Source organism: Methylosinus sp. is20ea (assembly GCF_059718135.1).
Window position 1 is genome coordinate 2,393,734 of sequence record NZ_AP046088.1, and the last position, 21,426, is coordinate 2,415,159.

A 21,426-nucleotide genomic window follows, 5' to 3' on the forward strand; every position below is an offset into this window, starting at 1 on the left:
GAGCACGGGCTCTCTCCCGATCCCCTTGATCCCCAAATATTTATCTACTCTGTGACAAATTTCCCACAGCCGAATTCGGCGTGAAAGGGCGCCCGCCTTGGCCTCGCTCTTGAAACGCTCTCCGCAGGTCGGCGCGATTCGTCTCGCAATGGCGTGGGACCTGCGCGAAACTGACAAGCGACGAGGGGCGAATCATGGCCACCGCGCCATTTTGGATCAATAGGACGGCGTTCCTGGGAAGTCTTCCCGGCCCTGCGAGAGCCTCCGAACAGAGCGCGGCCGGCCGCGTAGGCGTCATGACGAATGGAGTGCTGGAAACGGAGGCGCTCGGCGTCGAGCGGATGAGCGAGCATGTCCGCGACTGGGCCGATCTCGTGTCGCGCTCCGTCGAGCCCAATGGCTTTCTGGAGCCGGGTTTCGCGCTTCCGGCGGCGCGGCATTTTCCGGCGAAGTCGCGCCCGGTCTTCGTCACCGTCTGGAAGCGGATCGCGCCGCAGGGCGCGCGCCGGCTCGTGGCGCTGTTTCCGATCGTCGCGCCCGGCTTCTCGCTCGGCGCGGCGACGGCGCGGGGCTGGCTGCACAAGCAGGCCGCGTCGGCGACGCCGCTGCTCGACCGCGACTGCGCCGAGGAGGCCGCCGCCGCGCTGCTCGACTGGTTTGCCGGCAATCGCCGCGCGGGCGCCGTGCTCATTCCCAAGACGCCGATGAGCGGGCCGGTCTTCGCCGCCTTCACCCGCGCCGCGCGGGCCACGGGGCGCGACTGGCGCGTGCTCGACCGCCATGAGCGCGCGGCGCTGCTCGCGGGCGGCGATCCGGAGGAGGTCTGGACCCGCACATCCTCGCGCAAGGCGCTGAGCGAGATGCGCCGCCGCCGCCGCCGCCTGGAGGAGGCCGGCGAATTGAAGCGCGTCATCTATTCGACGCCCGCCGAGATTCCCCGCGCCACCGAGGATTTTCTGGCGCTGGAGGCGAGCGGCTGGAAGGCCGAGCGCGGCGCGCTGCTCGGCCATCCTTCGCTCGCCACTTTCGTGCGCAGCGCGACGCGCCTCCTGGCGCGCGAGGGCAAGATCCGCATTCACAGCCTCGAGCTCGCCGGCAAGCCGATCGCCATGGGCGTCGTCATCGAGAGCTATGGCCGCTCCTATTTCTGGAAGATCGCCTATGACGAGAGCCTGCGCGCCCAGGCGCCCGGCGTGCAGCTCGTCTACGCCATCACCGAGACGCAGTCGGAGCGCGACGATATCGCGCTGACCGATTCCTGCGCCATCCCCGGCCATTACATGATCGAGCGCTGCTGGCCGGATCGCCTCGTCGTCTGCGATCTGATGGTGCAGGCGAAGACCGACGGCGTCACCCAATTCGCCGAGGCGCACGCCAAGGAAGTCTGGCGCCGTCGCCTGCGCGAAGCGGCGAAGACCCTCTATCACCGCCTGGTGAACCGCAAGGCGCGGTGAGCGGCGTCACTGGCAGATCGCCTTCAGCGCCGCCCAATGCTCGGCGTCGAGCAGCGGCGGCCCGCGCTCGCCCTTGTCCGCGGCGGCGAAAGCGGCGAGGCGAGCGGCCGTCAGCGGATGGTCGTGCAGCAGGCCGAAGGCGCCGTTCTCCGATCCGGAGATGCGCGTCAGCAAATCGCCGAGCGGCTTGGCCGGCCGGCCGAGCCGCGCCATCAGATCGGCGGCGAATTCATCGGCCTGCGTCTCCGCCTCGCGCGAATGGGCGGCGCCGATGAGCGCCTTGCTGGCGAAGACCAGCGCGCCGGCCCCCGTGACGTCGCCGAACAACAGGCCGATGAGATAAGAGGTTCCGCCCGTGGCGATGAGCTTGCGCATGGCGTCGCGATGTCTGAGATGGCCGAGCTCATGGGCGATGACGCCGGCGACTTCATCCGGCGTCTGCGCGCGCGTCAGCAGCGCCGAGAACACATAGATTTTGCCGCCCGGCAGAGCGAGCGCATTGGGAACGGCCGAATCGAGCGCCTCGATCCGGGCCGGCTCCTCGAGCGCCGCGCGTGATTGGAGCCGCTCCGACAATTCCGCGAGCGCCGCCTCGCCTTTTTCGCTGCTGCAGGTTTTGGCGGAGAAGATCGAGCGCAATTGCGCTTCCGCCGCCTCGCCGAGCCGTCGCTCGAAGGAGGCCGGCACGAGCGGCGCGATGCGATCGGCGGCGAAGGGAATGCCGAACCAGATCAGAGCGACGACGCTCGCCGTCGCCGCCAGCGACCAATAGACGATCGCGCGCGTCGAGCCGGGCGGGGCGACGCCCTCGAGACGCGCGCAGCGCGCGAGAATTTCATTATGCAGGCGCGCATCGCGCAATTCGAGCCGCGCCAGCTCGCCCGCTCCCGCCGCCTCCCGCCGCAGCGCGAGGCCCGGCGCCTCGATGCGGCGGATTTGGTCATAGGGCCAGGAGGCGAGCGTCGCGCCGTCTTCGACGATTTCCAGAGCTGCGCCGAAACGCAGCTCGACGCAGCGCTTGCGGCTGGTGAGACCGTCGAAATAGACGACGGCCGCGTCTCGCTCGCTCATCGATCCGGTCCCTCAGAAGCCGACGACGTCGAGATTATCGGCGAAGCCTTCGCCGATCGCATTCGCGGCCGGCCCCGCCCGCGCCGCGACATCCTCCGCCAGCGCCAAATCATGGACGGCGAGCGAGCTCGCGACGATCTTCCAGATGCGCTGCGTGAGATAGATGCGGGCGGCGACGCCGATGGTGAGGAAGGTTACGACATAGCCCGCGATCACCGCGACCAGCGTCGTGGTCGGCAGCTGCGGCGTCCCCACGGGAGATATCCCGCGGCCGGCGCCGGCGATCGTCGCCACGACTCCGGCGAACACGCCGAAGAGCAGCATCACGCCGATGAAAATGCCGAAGAAAACGAAATAATTGCCGAGCAGCGCGTTCGTCGTCAGATTTGTCTCGAGGCGAAGGCCGCCGAGGCGCAGCCCCTGGAGCCACCAGCGCCATTGCTCGGTCTTGAAGGCGGCAAACAGCGCCGGAGCGCCGAAAACATAGATGACGCCGGCCAATATCCATACCGGCCCACGGAAAACTGCGCCGATGACATAGGGCGAGAGCAGGAGAATGAGCGCCGTGAACCAAATCCAGCCGGCGCGCTTGAAGAAATCGCCGCCGCGGCCGACGAAGTCGCCCTCCAGCGCGCCATAGAAAGTATGGCGCATCTTATAGCGCTCGAGCGCCGCCTCGGCCCAGGGTAGGGCGAGGCCGAGCGTGAGCGCGATCAGGGCGCCCCAGCCGATCGCCCGAACCATATAGGCGAGGCCGGAGCCGCCCATGCCGAAACGCAGGCCGCGCCAGGAGGTCCGATGCAGCCGATAGCGCCGCGCGCGATAAATGGCGAATTGGCCGAAGGCGACGAAGAACAGGCCGAGCGGCAGCGAGGCGAAGGCTCGGGTCCGCTCCGCCTCGAGGCCGACGAGCAGATAGGCGAGATAGATGGGCGCGAGAATGGCGAGCGCGAAGAAGAAGCCGAACAAAAGCTCGCGCGCCGTGCCGATATATTCGAGCGCGTCGCCGCCGATGACCGTGTTCGACCACAGATAGCGGCGCATATTGGTCGCCAGCCAGAAACGATAGAAGCCCGCTGTCGCCAGCTCGAGCAGCGCGCCGCGCGTCACGAGGCGGCGGAACTCGCCATTGTCGCCAGTGAAGACGACCGGCGCAGGCGCAGGCGCAGACGCGGGAAGGCTGCGTGACGACGCTGTCGTCCGCGAGGGAAACGTCACTCATGCGAACCGCCTTTCGCAATGACTCGTAATGTAACCGGATTGGTAATGTAACCGGTTCGCACAGTAAGCAACGGCGCCGGCGGCGGCAAGCCGATTCGAATCGCAATTCGAATCGCGCCAATTCGGCCGAGCCGCGTCCCCTCCGCGGCGGGGGCCCCTGACGGCGGGGAAAGACGCGCTATATTTTCTCCCATCGAATTCGGGAGCAGCCAATGGCGGAGCACTGGTTCATTTCCGGCGCCAATAAGGGCATAGGCCACGGGCTCGCCAGCCTGCTCGCCGCCCGTGGCGACGATGTCACCGCCTCTGTGCGCAGCGAGGAGGCGCGCGCGCGTCTGCAAGAAGATGTCGCGCGCCATCGCGCGCGCTTTTCCATCCAAGTCTTCGACCAGCGCGACGAGGCGGGAATCCGCGCCGCGGCGCGCGATCTCGCGGAGCCGCTCGACGTGCTCGTCTGCAACGCCGGCGCCTATGGGCCGCAGACCCAATCCACTCTGGACATGGACTTTGCGGGCGCGCTCGATCTCTTCGACGTCAACACGCTGGGGCCTTTGCGTCTCGTGCAGGCCTTTCTGCCGGCCATGCTGCGCGCCGACAATCCGCGCATCGCGCTGATGTCGAGCGGGCTCGGCTCCATGGCGACGGAGGGCTCGACCAATATCGCCTATCGCGCCGCCAAGGCGGCGCTGAACAAGATCGCGCAGGGCCTCGCCCATGATCTGAAGCGCGAGAAGGTCACTGTCGTCGCGCTCAGTCCCGGCTGGGTGCGCACCGATATGGGCGGCAAGAACGCCGATCTCTCGGTCGAGGAGAGCGCGGTCGGCCTCATAGAGGCGATCGATGCGCTGACCATCGCCGACACCGGCCGCTTCATCGACTATCGCGGCCGCGATGTGCCTTGGTGAATTTCCGCCCGGGTGAGCCTCACCGCAGCGGCCGCGCGACGACATCGGCGCCGGCCGTCGCCGTATCGCCCATCTGCTCTCCGAGCCGCTGTAGCTGATCGCCGAGGTTTTCGCGCGTGCGCGGATCGACCACGGCGAAAGGCGTCGAGACGGCGACGCTCGCCGCCGTGCCCACCGCCGAGGCCGCGCCCGTCGCCACCTGGCCGAGCCGCTCGCCCACTCCGCTCTGATTGTCGGCGAGCGTCTGGCCCTCCGCGAGGCGCGCGCCGATCGAGCGCACCACCTCGGGCGATTGCGCGAAAGTGCCGTGGCCGAGCGGATCGGATGATTTCACAGTGGTCAGATCGACGACCTGGAAGCGGCGTTCCGCCAGCGTGTCCTTGAAGGGCTCGCGCTGCGGATCGATCGCGCCGAGCCGCACCTTGTCGCCCCACACACGGCGGGAGGCGGCCAGCGCCTCGTCCTCGCGGGAGACGAAGAGGGTGAAAATGGCGCGATGCTCGTCGATCTGCGCGATCTGCCGCGAGAAGACGTCGTAATCGACGTCGGGGGCGGCGAGCATCACATTCCTGATCTTGGGCGCGAGGCCATGGTCGCGGATCGCCATCTGGCGCAGCGCCTCCAGCGTCACCCAATTGCCCATGGAATGCGCCAGGATCGAGATCTCGCCGACCGAAGGGTCCTTGGCCAGCGTGCGCAGCACATGCTCCAGCGCGTCGCGTGAATAGCTCGCGCTCTCATGGTCATAGCCATAGTCGAGCAGCTTGCCGCGCGAGGGCCAGGTGAACAGCACCGGCAGCGCATTCGTGCCCGAATCATGGACGATCTGTGCGAGCCGATAGGCCGCCTCGGCGAAGAGTGTGTTGAAGCCGTGGACGAAGACCAGCGCCTGACGCTTCGGCGTCTTGGCGATGCGCGCGTCGAAGCGGCGCACCGCCTCCTGCTGGTCGAGCGGATCGGCGCGCAGCGTGACGAATTCGCGGGCGGGATCGCCGGGCAGGGCGGCCGGCCATTGCACCTCGCCGATCTGGCGCGCGCCGTCCGGAGGTATGGAGATGGCGATATCGGCGAAGGCGAGGCCTTTGCCGCGCTCGCCGGTGAAGAGATCGCCGGGCGCGGCGCCCTGCGCGCTGCGCGTCGTGGCGACGAGCAATTCGACGCGGCTCGTCCCCGCCGTCTGCGGCTGCGGGGTCAGCACCCCATGTGGACGCCCGCCGCAGCCGCTCGCCGCGAGGGCGAGGCACAAGGCGAAAGACGGAACACAAAATCGTCTCGGCAATCGGTTCATTCGGCAAAGCTCCCGATCTCGGGAATAAACCGCCGGCCGAGGCGAGTCACGCGCTTCCGAAGCCTCCGCGGGCTCGCGCGCTGAAAATCTCGGCGCCGATTGCCGACAATCGAGGCGCAAAAAGCGCGCCGTCGAAAGGTGGCGGTAACCGGTATATAGCGAAATTATACACAAAATTTCAGACCGATAGCAGGGCGTGCGACCTATGGCGAACAAAGCGGCCGTGAAACTTCCTTGCCATTTTCTCCTCGCGACGATCGTCGCGGCGGCCGTCGCGCCGCTCGTCGTCGGCTGGTCGAGCGGCGATCCGCGCGCCGCTTGTGTGGCCGCGGCGCTCGCCGCGCTCGCGGCGGCCCTCGCGATCGAGCGCCGTCTCTCGTCGCAGATCGCGGCGCTGGAGAGAATCGCCGCGGGCGACCGCTACGCCGCTTTTCCGCGCGCGGGCGATCATTTGTCTGCGCGGCTCCGGCGCATCGCCGAAGAGATGCGCCGCGCATCGATCGCCGCCGAGGCCTTCGCCGTCGCCGAGCGCAGCCGCGAGGCGGAGCTGTCGATACGCGAGGCCGGGCGCGGCTTCTTCGCGCGGCGGCTGCGCGACCGCGCCGCCGAGACCGATGGCGCGCTGGTCGCCGCGAGCGCGACGACGCGGGCCGCGGCCGGCGATCTTTCGGCCTGCAACGGCGATATGATGCGCCGCCTGTCCGAGGCGACCTCGGCTGCGACGACGGCCGCGCAGGACGTCGACGGCCTCGCTCTGGCGGCGCGCAACGCCATCGGCGATCTCGTCGCGCGCTCCTCGCATCAGGTCGCGGCGGCGCGCGAGGCGGGCGGCCGCACCGTCGCCGATCTCGCGCGCACGGAGGAGATCGTGCGCGGCCTCGCCGCCGCGGCGGCCCGCATCGATGCGGTGAGCAAGCTGATCCAGTCGATCGCGGGCCAGACCTCGTTGCTCGCCCTCAACGCCGCTATAGAGGCGGCGCGCGCCGGCGAGAGCGGACGCGGCTTCGCCGTGGTGGCGAGCGAGGTGAAGACGCTCGCCAATCAGACGTCGCGCGCGGCCGCCGACATAGAGGCGCAGATCGACTCCATCCGCTTCGCAGTGGAGGAGACGGTGGGCGCGATCGCCGAAGTGTCGTCGAGCGTCGAGGCGGTCGCGGGCGTCAACCGCGATCTCGCCGACACTCTGGGCCGGGAGGCGGCCGAGCTCGATCGCATAGGCGCACGCGCGGCGATCGTCGCCCGCGACGTCGGCGAGGCTCTGCCGGATGTCGGCGGCGTGGCGGCGCAGGCGGAGACGGCCGGCCGCTCGGCGCTCGCGACCGCCGAATCGCTGCTCGGCCGCTCGAGAAGCCTCGTCGGCGCCGTCGATCGCTATTTCGCCGATCTCGACAATGGCGCGATCCGCATCGGCATATTGCATTCCCTCTCCGGCACGATGACCAGCAGCGAACGCCCGCTGCAGGAGCTGCTGGTGATGCTCGTCGAGCGGTGCAATGCGCAGGGCGGCCTGCTCGGACGCCCGCTCGAGGCGGCGATCATGGACCCGCGCTCCGATCCCGAGCTCTACGCCGAGCAGGCGCGCATTCTTCTGGAGGAGCGCGGCGTCGCGGCGATCTTCGGCTGCTGGACATCCGCCTCGCGCAAGGCCGCGCTTCCGGTGATCGAAGGCGCGAAGGGCCTGCTTTTCTATCCGAGCCAATATGAGGGCGAGGAGCGCTCGCCCAATATCGTCTACGCCGGCGGCACGCCGAGCCAGACGGCGATTCCGGCCGTCGATTTTCTGCGCGGCCTCGGCGCGCGCCGCTTTCTGCTCATCGGCAATGACGACGTCTATCCGCGCGTCACCAACGCCATTTTGCGCGCCTATCTCGCCGCAAAGGGCGTCGGCGGGGAGGATATCGTCGAAATATACGCGCCGTCCGGCCTCGAAGACTGGAGCGCGATCGCCAGGGACATCCGCCGCTTCACCGCGCGTCCCGGCGCGGCGATCGTCTCGACGGTCAGCGGCGACGCCAATCTGCGCTTCTTCGGCGCTCTCGGCGCTCTCGCCTTTGCGCCGATCATGTCGCTGTCGATCGGAGAGGCCGAGCTGCCGGCTCTCGCCGATTGCGAGATCGACGGCCTCTATGTCGCCTGGAACTATCTTCACGCGATCGATTGCGCGGAGAACCGCAGCTTCGTGGAGCAATGGCGCCGCTACAAGAACGCCCCCGACGCCACGACCAATGACGCGATGGAGGCGACCTATATCGGCTTCGAGCTGTGGCGCGCCGCCGTCGCCGCGGCTGGCGTCGTCGATGTCGCCGCCGTGCGCCGCGCGCTCGCCCTGCATATGATTCGCGGGCCGAGCGGCTTCGCCCTGCGGCTGGATGCGGAGACGCAGCATTTGCACAAGCCGGCCTTCGTCGGCCGCGTCGCGCGCGGGCGCATAGCGCCGGTCTTCGTCGGGGAGGGATTGATCGCGCCACAGCCCTGGAGCCCCTGGCTCACCAAGAACCGGGCCGGAAAGGCGAAAGCCGCGTGACGAACCGAGTGGTTCAGAAACCGCGCGGGCGTATCGGCAATGGAGGAAAATCACCGATCATCGGCGCTGGCCTCCCGGCGGACCGCCCCGGTCTCCCCGCGGGGGCGCGGGGGGAACGCCGCGGTTCGGCGCGTCTCGACGGCTTTGCGACAGAGTTATGCGCGTCGTTTTCGAGCCGTTCGCTCGCCGCTGCGCATGGCGCCGCGGTCATGACGACGCCGAGAGCGAGGGCCAATGACAGGCCCCCGCGCTCTCGGCGCGAAAATAGAGGCGACCTTCATCGTGACGCGAGAGCCAGAAGGCGCCGCGCGGCCGCGCGATCAAGGCGTGGCGGCCGTCTTCAGCTTGGAGAGCGCGCGGATCTTGACGCGCACGCTCGCCGGCTTGGCGGCGGCCTTGACCATCTCGCCGGTGGCGGGATTGCGCACCAGAGTGCCGGCCTTGCGCGCCGGAACCTTGCGCAGCGACACTTTCAGCAGGCCGGGAAGGGTGAACTCGCCGACGCCGCGCGGATGCACGGAGCCGAGGAACACTTCCTCGAGCGTGGCGTAGACCGCCGCGGCGGTCTTGCGCGGCAGCTCGTTCTGCTCGGCGAGAAGATTGATGAGGGCGGCTTTGGTCAAGCTCTCCTTCACCGGACGAACCGCAGCGGCTTCGGGCTTTTTGGCCTTCTTGGCCACCGCCACAGGCTTGTCGCTCTTCGCCTTGGCCATCGCAAATCTCCCTCGAATCCGAAAAGAGACGCATCACATCAGACGCGCCACGTGAGGATTCGTTTGCTAACGCTTCGAGAAGTGATTCGCAATCGGCGCGGCGCGTGATTTTTGCAATGCCGGCTGCGCAAAATCACTCGTCGAACACGCCTTCCAGCGCATAATGCGTCACCGTTTTGCGGTTGGCGATGAGCTCGTCGATCGTCGGCTCGCCCTTGATCGCCCGGGAAATCGCGAGTTTCGTCGCCTCGTAATTGGTGCGATAGAGATCGCGCCGGTCGAGGTTCGGATCGGTCGCGCAACGCGGATCGAGCCAGATCATGATGATCATCACCAAATCATTCACCTGATCTCTCGGAATGAGTCCTTCCGAAACCGCATCGACGATGGCGTCGCCCGTGGCCGCCTGCACGACGCCGCCGAGCAGCTCCACATAATCGTTGGAGCGCACCGTCATCTTGGTCGTCATCATGGTGGCGGGGCGCACCTGCTGATTGAGATCGCGAATGACGAACATGCGCGGATGACCCGCGACCTGGCCCGTCATCGACGCGAAAGCCGTCCCCACCGGGCCTTTCACATTGCCGATCAGCACTTCCGGCATGGCGTCGGTATATTGCCCATCCGCCGCCAGAACCGTCGCTTCGCCCGTCGCCAGCCAGATCTCGCTCATATCGTTTTTCCCTTCCATTCGTCGGAGGCGGTCGAATAGCACCGGCCGAAGGCCGCAGGAAGGGGCGGGCCGCAAGGGAGAAAAACGGCGTTGCGCGACAGTGTTTAATTCTATCTTCTAAATGTGATTTAGGCGAGCTAGAGTGGGGTCATGTTTCGAGAGAGGCCGCAATGAAGACCATCGTCCCGACACTTCTCCTGGCCGCCGCCTTTGCCGGTCACGCCCTTGCGCAATCGGAGCCGGCGCGTCGCCTCGTCGGCGCCGCCGCCTTCAGCGATTGGCGTCAGGACGCGCCCGGCACCTGGCGCAAGATCGCGCCGCCGGATCTGCCCGCGCCGCTCGCCAGCGAGCCCACCGCCTCGCGTTCGCAGGTGGTCCCGCGTCCGGACGGCGCCGCGCCGAAGACGCCGGAAGGTTTTTCAGCGGAAGTCTTCGCCTCCGGGCTCGAGGGTCCGCGCGTCATCCGTTTCGCCCCGAACGGCGATATTTTCGTCACGGAGAGCGTCGGCGGGCGCGTGCGCATTTTCCGCCTCGAGGATGGGAAGATCACGCCCGCCGCCTCGCATGTCTTCGCCACAGAACTCGAGCGCCCCTATGGGATAGCTTTTTATCCGCTGGGGCCGGAGCCGCGCTTCGTCTATATCGGCACGCCGACGAAAGTGCTGCGCTTTCCCTATCGGAACGGCGATCTGAAGGCCTCCGGCCCCGCCGAGACCATCGCCGCGCTGCCCGGCGCCGATGGCGGCCATTGGACGCGCGATCTCGTCTTCTCGCGCGACGGCAAGACGCTCTATGTCTCCGTCGGCTCCAAGACCAATGTCGCCGAAGGCCATCCGCGTCCCACGGCGCAGGAGGTCGCGCAGCTCGAGGCGGCGCATGGACTCGGCGCGAGCGCGGGCGCCGAATTCGAGCGCGCCACAGTGCTGGCCATCGATCCGGAGGGCGGGAGCCGGCGCAATGTCGCCAATGGGCTGCGCAATTGCTCCGGCCTGCAATTGCAGCCGAAGACCGACGCGCTCTGGTGCGTCGTCAATGAGCGCGACATGCTCGGCGACGATCTGCCGCCGGACTATGCGACGCATGTGAAGGAGGGCGGCTTCTACGGCTGGCCCTGGCATTACATCGGCGCGCATGAGGAGCCGCGCCACGCCGGCGAGCGGCCCGATCTTTCCGATAAGATCACCACGCCGGATGTGCTGTTTCAGCCGCATTCGGCGCCGCTCGGCATCGCCTTCTACGAGGGCGGCCAGTTTCCGGCGGACTATCAGGGCGACGCCTTCGTCGCGCTGCACGGCTCCTGGAACCGCGCCAAGCGCACCGGCTACAAGGTCGTGCGCCTCTCCTTCAAGGATGGCGTCCCGACCGGGGAGTATCAGGATTTTCTGACCGGCTTCGTCGTCGACGACACGCGCGTCTGGGGGCGTCCGGTCGATGTCGCGGTGGCGCGCGACGGCTCTCTGCTGGTGAGCGAGGACGGCAATGGGACGATCTGGCGCGTGTCCTATAGCGGCGCGACCAAGCCGGTGCAGACCTCGGTGAAGTGAGCCGATAAGACCGGGCCCGCGATCCGAGGAGGCTGGCGAAGCCTCCTCTCGCAGCTCGGCGTCGCGCTGTCCGGCTCGCCGTCAGTGCTGGGCGCGTTCCTTGTGTCCGGTCCGGGCGCGAGCCTGGGCTTCCACGGGCAGGCTGGTCCTGTCGATGTAACCGGGCTGGTATTCGCCGCACCAATCTTCGGAGGCCACGAGGGGCCAGGCCGTATCCATGGTTCCTTGCTGGCCGCGCATGGGCAGGGGGGCGTTTCGGCGGCATTGGTTGTCCGGCTGGCGCCAAAAACGACAATCTCCGCAGTGCATGAGCGTCTCCTGTCAGAATTCGTCGCCCGCGCTGTTCAATCTGCGGCCCTTCAAAAGGTTCCAAACTAGCCGCTCTTGTTCCTGACGGCGCGGCGCGCCAGTCCGAGGACGCCGAGCGTCGGCAGGAGCAATGTGTGACCCTCGCGGCTGGACGCGGCGGGCGCCTTTGGCCTATTTCTCGGGAAAATGCCGGGAGACGAATGACGTCCCCCCGGCCCATCCCGGAAACGCCGAGGCTCGCGCAATGTCCCTCTCACTCGCCACGCCCGGCCGCAAGCTCGGCTCGGTCGCCCTCTGGACCGCCGTCACCGTCATCGGCGTCTTCGCGCTCTTCACTCTGGCGACGGCGCGCGGCGAGAGCGTCAACGCCATGTGGCTGGTGACTGCCGCGATCTGCGTCTATCTCCTCGCCTATCGCTTCTATTCGCTGTTCATCGCCGAACGCGCGCTCGGCCTCGACCCCGGCCGCAAGACGCCCGCCCATCGCCGCAATGACGGTCTCGATTATGTGCCGACCGACAAATATGTGCTGTTCGGCCATCATTTCGCGGCCATAGCCGGGGCCGGGCCGCTGATCGGCCCCGTGCTCGCGGCGCAAATGGGCTATCTGCCGGGCACGCTCTGGCTGCTCACCGGCGTCGTCTTCGCCGGCGCGGTGCAGGATTTCGTCGTGCTCTTCATCTCGACGCGGCGCGACGGGCGGTCGCTCGGCGATCTCATCAAGACCGAGCTCGGCCAGACGGCCGGCCTCGTGGCGATGATCGGCATTCTCACCATCATGGTCATATTGCTCGCCGTGCTGGCGCTCATCGTCGTCAAGGCGCTGGCCGACAGCCCCTGGGGCTTCTTCACCGTCTTCGCCACCCTGCCCATCGCCGTGCTGATGGGCGTCTATGGCCGCTATCTGCGTCCCGGCCGCATTTTTGAAATGTCGGCGATCGGCTTTGTCCTGCTCATCGCCTCCATAGCGCTCGGCCGCACTGTCGCCGAGACGCCGGCGCTCGCGGCGTTGTTTTCCTTCAAGGGCGAGGCGCTCGCCTTCATGCTGATCGGCTATGGCTTCGTCGCCTCTGTGCTGCCGGTGTGGTTCCTGCTCGCGCCGCGCGACTATCTCTCCACCTTTCTGAAGATCGGCACCATCGCCTCGCTGGCGCTCGGCATTTTCGTCGTCATGCCGGAGCTGAAAATGCCGGCGGTCAGCCGCTTCATCGACGGAACCGGGCCGGTCTTCGCGGGCTCGGTCTTCCCCTTCCTGTTCATCACTCTGGCCTGCGGCGCCATCTCCGGCTTTCACGCCCTCGTCTCCTCCGGCACGACGCCGAAGATGATCGGCGACGAGGCGCAGATCCGCTTCATCGGCTATGGCGCCATGCTGATGGAGTCTTTTGTGGCCATAATGGCGCTGGTCGCCGCCAGCGTGCTCGATCCCGGCGTCTATTTCGCGATGAACAGCGCGCCCGCCGTCATCGGCTCCACGGTCGACACGGCGGCGCAGACCATCTCGTCCTGGGGCTTCGCCATCACGCCGGAGGCGCTGACGCAGGCCGCCGCCGAGGTCGGCGAGAAAACGGTGCTCTCGCGCGCGGGCGGCGCGCCGACGCTGGCCGTCGGCATGGCGAAAATCCTGTCGGGGGCGATCGGCGGCGCCTCGATGACCGCCTTCTGGTATCATTTCGCCATTCTGTTCGAGGCGCTGTTCATCCTCACCACTGTGGACGCCGGCACGCGCGTCGCGCGCTTCATGATTCAGGATCTCGTCGGAACCTTCTGGCCGCGCTTCAAGCATACGCGCGCCTGGGCGCCGAATCTCGCCGCCACCGCGCTCGCCGTCTCCGGCTGGGGCTGGTTCCTCTATCAGGGCGTCGTCGATCCTCTGGGCGGCATCAACACGCTCTGGCCCATGTTCGGCATCGCCAATCAAATGCTGGCGGCCATAGCGCTCACGCTCTGCACCGTGGTGCTGTTCCGCATGAAGCGGGAGCGCTACGCCTTCGTCGTCGCGGCGCCGGCGGCCTGGCTCTACATTTGCACGCTGACCGCGGGCCTCGAGAAAATCTTCCATCCCGACGCCAAGATCGGCTTCCTCGCCCATGCGTCGCGCTTTTCCGCCGCCGCGGCGGAGGGCAGACTGCTGGCCCCGGCCAAGACCGCCGCCGAGATGAGCCGCATCGTCTTCAACGATTATGTGAACACGACGCTCTGCGCCGTCTTCATCGCCCTCGTGCTGTCGATGCTGTTCTTCGGCATCCGGGCGATCGGCGAGGCGCGGCGCGCGACGAGCGTCACCACCAGAGAGACGAGCGATGAGCTGCACGATCTGCGGATTGCCCGCGCTTGATCTCGCCAAGCTCGGCCGGAAGCTGCGCGAGGGCGCGCGGCTGATGATCGGGCAGGGCGATTACGACGCCTATGTCGCGCATCGGCGCGCCACTCATGCCGACGAGCCGCTGATGACGCGCGAGGAGTTCTTCCTCGAGCGTCAGGCGAGCCGTTTCGGCGAGGGCGGCCGGCGCGCGATGCGCTGCTGTTGAGCGGCGCCCCTTCAGCACTCGGCCCGTCCGAGCGCCCGATAGGCGAGTAGCGCAGCGGCTTCCGAAGTGTTGAGCGCATAGGCCATATAGAGAAATCCGAGACGCGTTTGCCGCGTTTCACGAATTTTCTCGACGAGCTCCGCGGTCTCGACGGGGGCGAGGGAGGCGAATTCGTGCAACACGTCTTCCGCGGCGTGACGAAACGCCTCGCGCTCGGCGAGCGACGCCTCGTCCCAATGTTCCCGCTTGGAACCGAATCTCCCGAACAACGCTCTAGCGACGTTTTCGATCAGGTCGATCATGTGAAGTTCTCTGATGTAAGTGATGATTTGGAGAACGCTTGTTTCCACCCTCGGCACATTCTTGATTGTGGCCAGCCTATGTCCGACACAGGGCGCGGCGTAGATCGATAATCTACGCAGTCGCGCCGATGGGTGAAGGACGGCCATGCTCCCCATCGGGGCAATCGGAGGAATGGCGATCGCCCTCGCCGGAGGCAGCCTTCGCCCCATCGGAAGCCTTCACCTTTGTCGAAGCCTGCTCTAATCTCTCCGCATGTCCGCTGACGCCGATCTCGCTCCGGAGCCGGGCCTCGCCGCGCTCGTCGACTGGTATCTGTCGGTCGGCGTCGACATAGCCGTCGACGAGACGCCGCATGATCGCTTTGCCGAGAGCGCTGCGCCGCTGGCACGCGCCGCTGCGCCGGCTCCTGCGGCTGCGCCCTCTCCGCGCGCCGCTGCGCCCGCTCGGGAGACGCGTCCTGTCCGCAGCGCGCCCGTCTTTCCGGAGGAGGCCTCCCGCGCCGCGCGCGAGGCCGCGGCCGCGGCGACGACGATCGACGAGCTGCGCGAGAGGCTCGAGGCCTTCGACGGCTGCGCGTTGAAGGCGACCGCCGGCCATTTTCTCTTTTCGGCCGGGACGCAAGACGCGGCTCTGATGGCGCTGGATTTCGCGCCCGGCGAGGAGGAGGAGCGCGGCGGCGCGGCTTTCGTCGGGCCGGAGGCGCGCCTGCTCGACAATATGCTGCGCGCGATCGGGCGCGATCGCTCCAGCGCCTATCTCGCCTATGCGACGCCCTGGCGTCCGCCCGGCGCGCGCGAGCTGAACGCCGCCGAGATCGCGGCGCTGTCGCCTTTTCTGCGTCGCCATGTGGCGCTCGCCGCGCCGCGCGCGCTGCTGATCCTCGGCGATTTCGCCGCTCGCGCGGCGCTCGGCGCGCCGGATGTCGCGCGCTATCGCGGCGCCTGGTTCGATTATGATTGCGGCGGCGGGACCGTGCGCGCGCTGCTCGCGCCCTCGCTCGCCAGCCTGCTCAGGACGCCGGCGATGAAGCGCCGCGCCTGGCGCGATCTGCGCACCGTGGCGGGGCAGGGGTGAAAACAGTTCATCCAGCGCGCTTTTCCGCAGCGGATGAATGCGAGCCCGAAGGCTCGCGGTCCGAGCGAGCGCGCCCTGGACCGCGAGCCTTCAGGCGCGCATCACGTCCGCTCACTCCGCCGCTTCACCCTTTGCGCCGCCGCTGAAACGGCGGGCGACATAATCCTCGACGATGCGGGTGAATTCCTCGGCTATGCCCTCGCCGCGCAGCGTCATCGCCTTTTTGCCGTCGATGAAGACCGGCGCCGTCGGCGCCTCGCCCGTGCCCGGCAGCGATATGCCGATATCGGCGTGCTTGGACTCGCCCGGTCCGTTGACGATGCAGCCCATCACCGCGACATTCAGCGTCTCGACGCCCGGATAATCCTGCCGCCAGACGGCCATGCGGTCGCGAATATGCGACTGAATATCGCGCGCCAGCTCCTGAAACACGGTGGAGGTGGTGCGGCCGCAGCCGGGGCAGGCGGCGACCAGCGGCACGAAGGTGCGAAAGCCCATCGTCTGCAAAATCTCTTGCGCGACGCGCACCTCATTGGCGCGGTCGCCGCCGGGCTCCGGCGTCAGCGACACGCGGATGGTGTCGCCTATGCCGTCCTGCAGCAGCACGCCGAGCGCCGCCGCCGAGGCGACCACGCCCTTGGAGCCCATGCCCGCCTCGGTGAGGCCGAGATGCAGCGCATAGTCGCTGCGCAGCGCCAGCATGCGATAGACGGCGATGAGGTCCTGCACGGCGGAGACCTTGGCCGAGATGACGATCTTGTCGCGCGACAGGCCGATCTCCTCGGCGCGCTCGGCGGAGATCAGCGCCGAGCGGGCCAGCGCCTCGCGCGTCACCGCGCGCATGTCGAGCGGCGCGGCGGCATTGGCGTTGATGTCCATCAGATGGGTCAGCAGCTCCTGGTCGAGCGAGCCCCAATTGGCGCCGATGCGCACGGCCTTGCCATGCTTGATGGCGAGCTCGACGATGGCGCCGAATTGCCGGTCCTTCTTCTCCTTGAAGCCGACATTGCCCGGATTGATGCGATATTTGTCGAGCGCCTCGCCGCAGGCCGGATGATCGGCGAGCAGCTTGTGGCCGATGTAATGGAAATCGCCGATCAGCGGGACGTCGACGCCCTTTTGCGCCAGCCGGTCGCGAATATGCGGCACGGCGGCGGCCGCCTCGTCGCGATCGACGGTGATGCGCACCAGCTCCGAGCCGGCGCGGACCAGCGCTTCGATCTGCGCGACCGTGGAGTCGACATCGGCTGTGTCGGTGTTGGTCATGGACTGCACGACGATGGGCGCGCCGCCGCCGAGCGTCACCGCGCGCGGCCCGCTGCCGATCCTGACCGCGCATGTTTTATGGCGCGGCGCGGGCTCGGCGATGATGGGGTCGGGCAGGCGGGTCTCGATTTCGTCGGTCATCGTCGGTCTTGTCCCCTCGATCTTCCAGGCGATCGTTTCGCGCGACGTTTGCCGCCTTCCTTCTCCCCACGCGCGGGGAGAAGGTGAGGATGAGGGGCTCGGGGCGTTTTCCACCGGGGCTCGCGCCCCAGCCCCTCACCCCGACCCTCTCCCCGCTCGCGGGGAGAAGGGGAAATACGGCGGACCCGTCACCGGAAATCGGATCGGCTCTTGGTGGGCCGGAACGCGCCCCGCGTCAAGCCGGCGGCAGCAGCCCCATTCGCTTGGCGAGGATGCGGTCCACCAGCCGCGCCGGCAGCAGGCGCGGCAGCAGCCAATCCAATAGATAGTTCGGCACGACGCGAATGCGCGCCGGGGGCCGCGGCTCGGTCAGCGCGCGCAGCACGGCGGCGGCGACGCGCTCCGGCGGCGGCCCGAGCCGGCCTTTCTCCACCGCCCATTTTTGGAGCCTGCGGGCCGAAGGGCCGTAGATCGTCGAATCATAGCGGCCGAAATCGGCGCTCTCGGCCTTGTCCCAAATAGGCGTGGCGATGACGCCCGGCTCTATCACCACCACATCGACGCCGAAAATCATCAGCTCGCGCCGCAGCGCGTCGGAGGCGCCTTCGAGCGCATGTTTGGAGGCGGCGTAGGCGCCGAGAAAGGGCGAGGCGAGACTGCCGGCCACCGAGCTCATATTGACGATGCGGCCGGGCGGGCCGCGGCGCTTTTCGGGGCTCGCGCCGAGCAATGGCGCGAAAGCCTGGGTCACGGCGATCTGGCCGATGACATTGACCTCGAGCTGGAGGCGGACCTCCTCGATCGGCTGATAGAGCAGCGGCGCCGGAAAAGCCGCGCCGGCATTGTTGACGAGCCCGGCGAGAGCGCGGCCTTCGAGCCGCCGCTCGGTCTCCCGCGCCGCCTCCGCCACGGCGGCGGCGTCGGTGACATCGAAGACGAGCGGGGTGAAGCCGGCCGCGCCGAAGCGCGCCTGCAATCGCTCGCTGTCGGCCTCCGTGCGCACGCTGCCGAAGACGTGGAAGCCCTGCGCCGTCAGCGTCTCCGCCAGCGCATAGCCTATGCCGGTGGAGACGCCTGTGACGACGACGAATTTCGTCTCGCTCATGCGCCGGTCTCGGTCAGCGCGCGAAGGGTCGCGATGGTGGAGGAATCGGCGCGGCCGTCGACGAGAGCGGGGCGGAAGTGCCGCTGAAAGGCGGCGACGGCGCCGGCGGCGGCGGCGTTATAATCGCCAGTGACGTCGATCTTATAGCCGTAATCGGCGAGCGCCTGCTGCAATCGCGTCACCTGCGCTCCGCGCGCGCCCGTCTCCAGAATCGCGCCGCCGACGATGGCGGCCGGCTCCACGAAATGGCCGACGCCTTGCTCGGCCAAAGCCCTCCAGGGGAAGAATTCGCCGGGGTCGATCTTGCGGCCGATGGCGATGTCCGAATGGCCGAGCACGCGTCGCGGCGCTATGCCGTAGCGCCCGCAAATATCGCGGCACAGCGCCGCCACCGCCTCGATCTGCAGATCCGGAAAGGGGCGCGGATCGTCATGGCCGGGATGGACGATCTCTATGCCGATGGAGGCGGAGTTCAGATCGGTCTCGCCGGCCCAGAAGCTGCGGCCGGCGTGCCAGGCGCGGCGCGCCTCCGGCACGAGCTGCAGAATGGTCCCATCCTCATCGACGAAATAATGCGAGGAGACCTGCGATTCGGCGCTGGTGAGCAGCGCCAGCGCCGAGGCCGCCGTCGGCATGCCGGTGTAATGCAGGATCAGCGCGGAGATGGGCGTCAGCCGCTCGCCGTGATTGGGCGAGGTGCGGAAATCGGCGGCGTGCGGCGTGTCGGGTGAGGGCATTGCGATTCCGGTGATGTCATCCTCGGCGTCTGCGGAAGGCCTTGTATACTCCCGACCAGCCGCCGGCGACCAGCGCCGTCGCGACGACATAGGCGAGCGCCTTCGGTTCCGGCGAAGCGAAGCGGAACAGCTCCGCCGCCGCGGGAAGATAGACGATCAGCGCGAGCGCGAGCGTCGTGATCGTCGCTATGATCCAGAAGGCGACGCGCCGCTTGTCGAAAAAGGCGGTTCCGGGTCCGGCGGCGGAGGCGAAGGCCATGGCCAGATTGCCGATGACGAGGCCGACGAAGACCAGCGCGCGCGTCTCCCCTTCACCCTCGTTGGCCCGCATCGAGACGAAATAGACGCCGAGCAGCGCCGCGAGCAGAACGGCGCCGTCGAGAAAGCCGGCGCCGATCTGGCGCAGGCCGAACAAGGGCTCGGCGGGCGAGCGGGGCGGCTCCTCCATCATATGGCGCTCGGCCGGCTCGCCCTCGAAGACGAGCGCGCAAATGGGATCGATGACGAGCTCCAGCGCCACCACATGCACGGGATAGAACACAGGCGGCAGCAGGAAGAGTATGGGCGTGAGCGCGAGGCCGGCGATGGGCACATGGATGGCGGTCACGAAGATCAGCGCCTTGCGCAGATTGGCGAAGATGCGCCGCCCGCTGCGCACGCCCGCGACGATGGAGGCGAAGCGATCGTCGAGCAGCACGATCGAAGCCGCCTCGCGCGCGACGTCGGTTCCGCGCTGGCCCATGGCGACGCCGACATGGGCGGCGCGCAAAGCCGGGCCATCGTTCACCCCGTCGCCGGTCATGGCGACGATATGGCCATTGCGTTTGAAAGCCTCCACCAGAGCGAGCTTCTGCTCCGGGCGGATGCGCGCGAAGACGCGCGTGGTCTCGACCGCCTCGTCGAGGGCGGCGTCGTTCAAAGCGGCGATCTCGGCGCCGCTCAGCGCGCCGTCTCGCGTCTCTATGCCGGCCTGGCGCGCGATCGCGATCGCCGTCGCCGGATAATCGCCGGTGATCATCACCACATGAATGCCGGCGCGCGCCGCCAGCGCCACGGCCTCGGGGACATCCTCGCGCAGCGGATCGAGAAAGCCGACGAGCCCGTCGAGCGCAAAAATGCCGGAGCCGGGATCGTCCTCGCGCGGCAATGGCCCGCAATGCGTGGCGACGGCGAGAACGCGCAGCCCATGCGCCGCCATGGTCGCGACCTCGGCGGTCAGAAGGCGCAGCGCATCCGGGTCCAGGCGGCAGAGGCCGGCGATCGCCTCCGGCGCGCCTTTGGCGAAGGAGGCGACGCCTTCGTCGGCCGCGCGCCATGTCTGCACGAAGGCGAGCGTCTCCGGCCGCAGCGGAAAGCTGCGCGTGATCGCCGCGCTCGCGGGCAGATCGCTGGCGAGGCGATGCAGCGCGCGATCCATCGGATCGGAGGGATCGGCGGCGCTGGCGCGCAAAGCCGCGTCCAGCAATGGCGCGATCTCGTCGGGCGTTGCGCCCTCGCCCGGACGCCACATGTCCGCGCCGCGCAGGAAAAACGCCGCCTCCATGCGGTTTTGCGTCAGCGTGCCGGTCTTGTCGACGCAGAGCACGTCGGTCGCGCCCAGCGTCTCTATGACGGCGGAGCGGCGCGCCAGCACATTGCGCCGCGCGAGGCGATAGGAGCCGAGCGCCAGAAACACCGCCAGCACCATGGGGAATTCTTCCGGCGTCAGCGATATGGCGAGGGTTATTCCCGTCAGCCCCGCCGCGATCCAATTGCCGAAGGCGAGCCCATAGGCGAGCGCCACGAGAAGGCAGAAGCCTATGCCCAGCGCGCCGAAGATCGCGACGACGCGGCCGGTGCTCTTTTGCAGCGGCGTCTCCTCCGGCTCGATCGATTCGAGCGAGCGGCCGATGCGGCCGAGCCGCGTCGCGCGTCCGGTGCGCGTCGCCAGCATCGCGCCCTGGCCGAGCGTCACCAGCGTGCCGGCGAAGAGAAAAGGCGCCTCCTCGCCGGGCTCGGGATCGAGCAGCGGGTCCACCAGCGTCGCCGGGGCTTTCCAGACCGGCGCCGATTCGCCGGTGAGCGCCGATTCGTCGACGGAGAGAACGTCGCCGCGCAGCAGCGCGCCATCGGCCGGCGCGCGCTCGCCCTCGCCGACGAGCACAATGTCGCCGGGGACGATCTCGCGCGCCGGAATGCGCCGCTCGCCTTCGGCGCGCAGCACGCGGGCGTTGGGCGCCGCGAGGCTGCGCAGAGCCGCGAGCGCATTCTCGTTGCGCGTCTCCTGCGCCACCACGAGGCCGATGGAGAGAAAGGCGCCCGCGGTGAGCAGCAGGCCCTCGTGAATGTCGCCGAGCGCGAGATAGAGCAGCGCCGCGACGATCAGCAGCGCGAACATGGGCTCGCGCAATGCGGCGAAAGCGATCAGCAGCCAGGAGCGGCGCGCGGGCTGCTCCAGCTCATTGGCGCCGAAATGCGCGAGGCGCGCCGCCGCCTCGCGATCGGAGAGCGGCGCGAAATCATTCGCCGGCCGGGGCTCTGGTCGTGATGCGCGGAGCCCCATTCGATTCCCTCGGCGTCCGGCTGCC

The 21,426-nt window shown here is 68.1% G+C and carries 17 protein-coding genes; 7 read left to right on the forward strand and 10 right to left on the reverse strand.

Annotation, left to right across the window (positions count from 1 at the left end; translation table 11 throughout):
- Positions 1–296 precede the first annotated feature (296 nt).
- On the forward strand, positions 297–1,454 hold the full coding sequence (locus AC6IY7_RS11055) for a GNAT family N-acetyltransferase (protein ID WP_497779052.1): 1,158 nt from the start codon (positions 297–299) through the stop codon (positions 1,452–1,454).
- 6 nt (positions 1,455–1,460) lie between these two features.
- Here the strand turns inward: AC6IY7_RS11055 and AC6IY7_RS11060 are convergent, their stop codons facing one another.
- Positions 1,461–2,525, reverse strand: a complete 1,065-nt coding sequence (locus tag AC6IY7_RS11060; protein ID WP_497779053.1) for a M48 family metallopeptidase — start codon at positions 2,523–2,525, stop codon at positions 1,461–1,463.
- 12 nt (positions 2,526–2,537) lie between these two features.
- Positions 2,538–3,743 (reverse strand): YjgN family protein, encoded by a 1,206-nt coding sequence (locus AC6IY7_RS11065; protein WP_497779055.1) that lies wholly within the window; start codon positions 3,741–3,743, stop codon positions 2,538–2,540.
- Positions 3,744–3,958: 215 nt separating this feature from the next.
- Between AC6IY7_RS11065 and AC6IY7_RS11070 the strand changes: the two genes are divergently transcribed.
- The gene (locus tag AC6IY7_RS11070) at positions 3,959–4,651 is read left to right on the forward strand and encodes an SDR family oxidoreductase (RefSeq protein ID WP_497779056.1); all 693 of its coding nucleotides are present in this window, start codon (positions 3,959–3,961) and stop codon (positions 4,649–4,651) included.
- Positions 4,652–4,670: 19 nt separating this feature from the next.
- Here the strand turns inward: AC6IY7_RS11070 and AC6IY7_RS11075 are convergent, their stop codons facing one another.
- Positions 4,671–5,939, reverse strand: coding sequence for an alpha/beta hydrolase (locus AC6IY7_RS11075; protein WP_497779057.1), 1,269 nt, complete (start codon positions 5,937–5,939; stop codon positions 4,671–4,673).
- A gap of 205 nt (positions 5,940–6,144) precedes the next feature.
- On the opposite strand from AC6IY7_RS11075, the gene AC6IY7_RS11080 reads away from it, so the two are divergent.
- On the forward strand, positions 6,145–8,463 hold the full coding sequence (locus AC6IY7_RS11080) for a transporter substrate-binding protein (RefSeq protein WP_497779058.1): 2,319 nt from the start codon (positions 6,145–6,147) through the stop codon (positions 8,461–8,463).
- A gap of 320 nt (positions 8,464–8,783) precedes the next feature.
- Here the strand turns inward: AC6IY7_RS11080 and AC6IY7_RS11085 are convergent, their stop codons facing one another.
- Complete coding sequence (locus tag AC6IY7_RS11085) at positions 8,784–9,176, reverse strand: HU family DNA-binding protein (RefSeq protein WP_497779060.1); 393 nt, start codon at positions 9,174–9,176, stop codon at positions 8,784–8,786.
- A gap of 133 nt (positions 9,177–9,309) precedes the next feature.
- The gene (gene fae, locus AC6IY7_RS11090) at positions 9,310–9,849 is read right to left on the reverse strand and encodes a formaldehyde-activating enzyme (RefSeq protein WP_497779061.1); all 540 of its coding nucleotides are present in this window, start codon (positions 9,847–9,849) and stop codon (positions 9,310–9,312) included.
- Between the two features lie 170 nt (positions 9,850–10,019).
- On the opposite strand from fae, the gene AC6IY7_RS11095 reads away from it, so the two are divergent.
- From AC6IY7_RS11095 to AC6IY7_RS11105, 3 genes are all read left to right on the forward strand, one after another.
- Positions 10,020–11,393, forward strand: coding sequence for a PQQ-dependent sugar dehydrogenase (locus AC6IY7_RS11095; RefSeq protein WP_497779063.1), 1,374 nt, complete (start codon positions 10,020–10,022; stop codon positions 11,391–11,393).
- 553 nt (positions 11,394–11,946) lie between these two features.
- Positions 11,947–14,040: a carbon starvation CstA family protein gene (locus AC6IY7_RS11100; RefSeq protein WP_497779064.1), complete on the forward strand. Its 2,094-nt coding sequence runs from the start codon at positions 11,947–11,949 to the stop codon at positions 14,038–14,040.
- Positions 14,027–14,233 carry a YbdD/YjiX family protein gene (locus AC6IY7_RS11105; protein WP_497779066.1) on the forward strand — a complete coding sequence of 69 codons (207 nt, stop codon included), beginning with the start codon at positions 14,027–14,029 and terminating at the stop codon, positions 14,231–14,233. Before AC6IY7_RS11100 ends, AC6IY7_RS11105 begins: the two co-directional genes overlap by 14 nt.
- Before the next feature lie 11 nt (positions 14,234–14,244).
- On the opposite strand, the gene AC6IY7_RS11110 is transcribed toward AC6IY7_RS11105, so the two are convergent.
- Positions 14,245–14,535: a hypothetical protein gene (locus AC6IY7_RS11110; protein ID WP_497779068.1), complete on the reverse strand. Its 291-nt coding sequence runs from the start codon at positions 14,533–14,535 to the stop codon at positions 14,245–14,247.
- Between the two features lie 253 nt (positions 14,536–14,788).
- On the opposite strand from AC6IY7_RS11110, the gene AC6IY7_RS11115 reads away from it, so the two are divergent.
- On the forward strand, positions 14,789–15,610 hold the full coding sequence (locus tag AC6IY7_RS11115; RefSeq protein ID WP_497779069.1) for a uracil-DNA glycosylase: 822 nt from the start codon (positions 14,789–14,791) through the stop codon (positions 15,608–15,610).
- Between the two features lie 111 nt (positions 15,611–15,721).
- On the opposite strand, the gene ispG is transcribed toward AC6IY7_RS11115, so the two are convergent.
- The 4 genes from ispG to AC6IY7_RS11135 form a co-directional block, all read right to left on the reverse strand.
- Positions 15,722–17,017, reverse strand: a complete 1,296-nt coding sequence (gene ispG / locus AC6IY7_RS11120; RefSeq protein ID WP_497779071.1) for a flavodoxin-dependent (E)-4-hydroxy-3-methylbut-2-enyl-diphosphate synthase — start codon at positions 17,015–17,017, stop codon at positions 15,722–15,724.
- 235 nt (positions 17,018–17,252) lie between these two features.
- Positions 17,253–18,122, reverse strand: coding sequence for an SDR family oxidoreductase (locus tag AC6IY7_RS11125; protein WP_497779073.1), 870 nt, complete (start codon positions 18,120–18,122; stop codon positions 17,253–17,255).
- Entirely contained in the window at positions 18,119–18,859 is a 741-nt protein-coding gene (locus AC6IY7_RS11130; RefSeq protein ID WP_497779074.1) for an N-acetylmuramoyl-L-alanine amidase, read from the reverse strand. The genes AC6IY7_RS11125 and AC6IY7_RS11130 overlap by 4 nt, the downstream gene beginning before the upstream one ends.
- A 16-nt stretch (positions 18,860–18,875) precedes the next feature.
- Positions 18,876–21,401, reverse strand: a complete 2,526-nt coding sequence (locus tag AC6IY7_RS11135; protein ID WP_497779076.1) for a cation-translocating P-type ATPase — start codon at positions 21,399–21,401, stop codon at positions 18,876–18,878.
- Between the last annotated feature and the right edge of the window lie 25 nt (positions 21,402–21,426).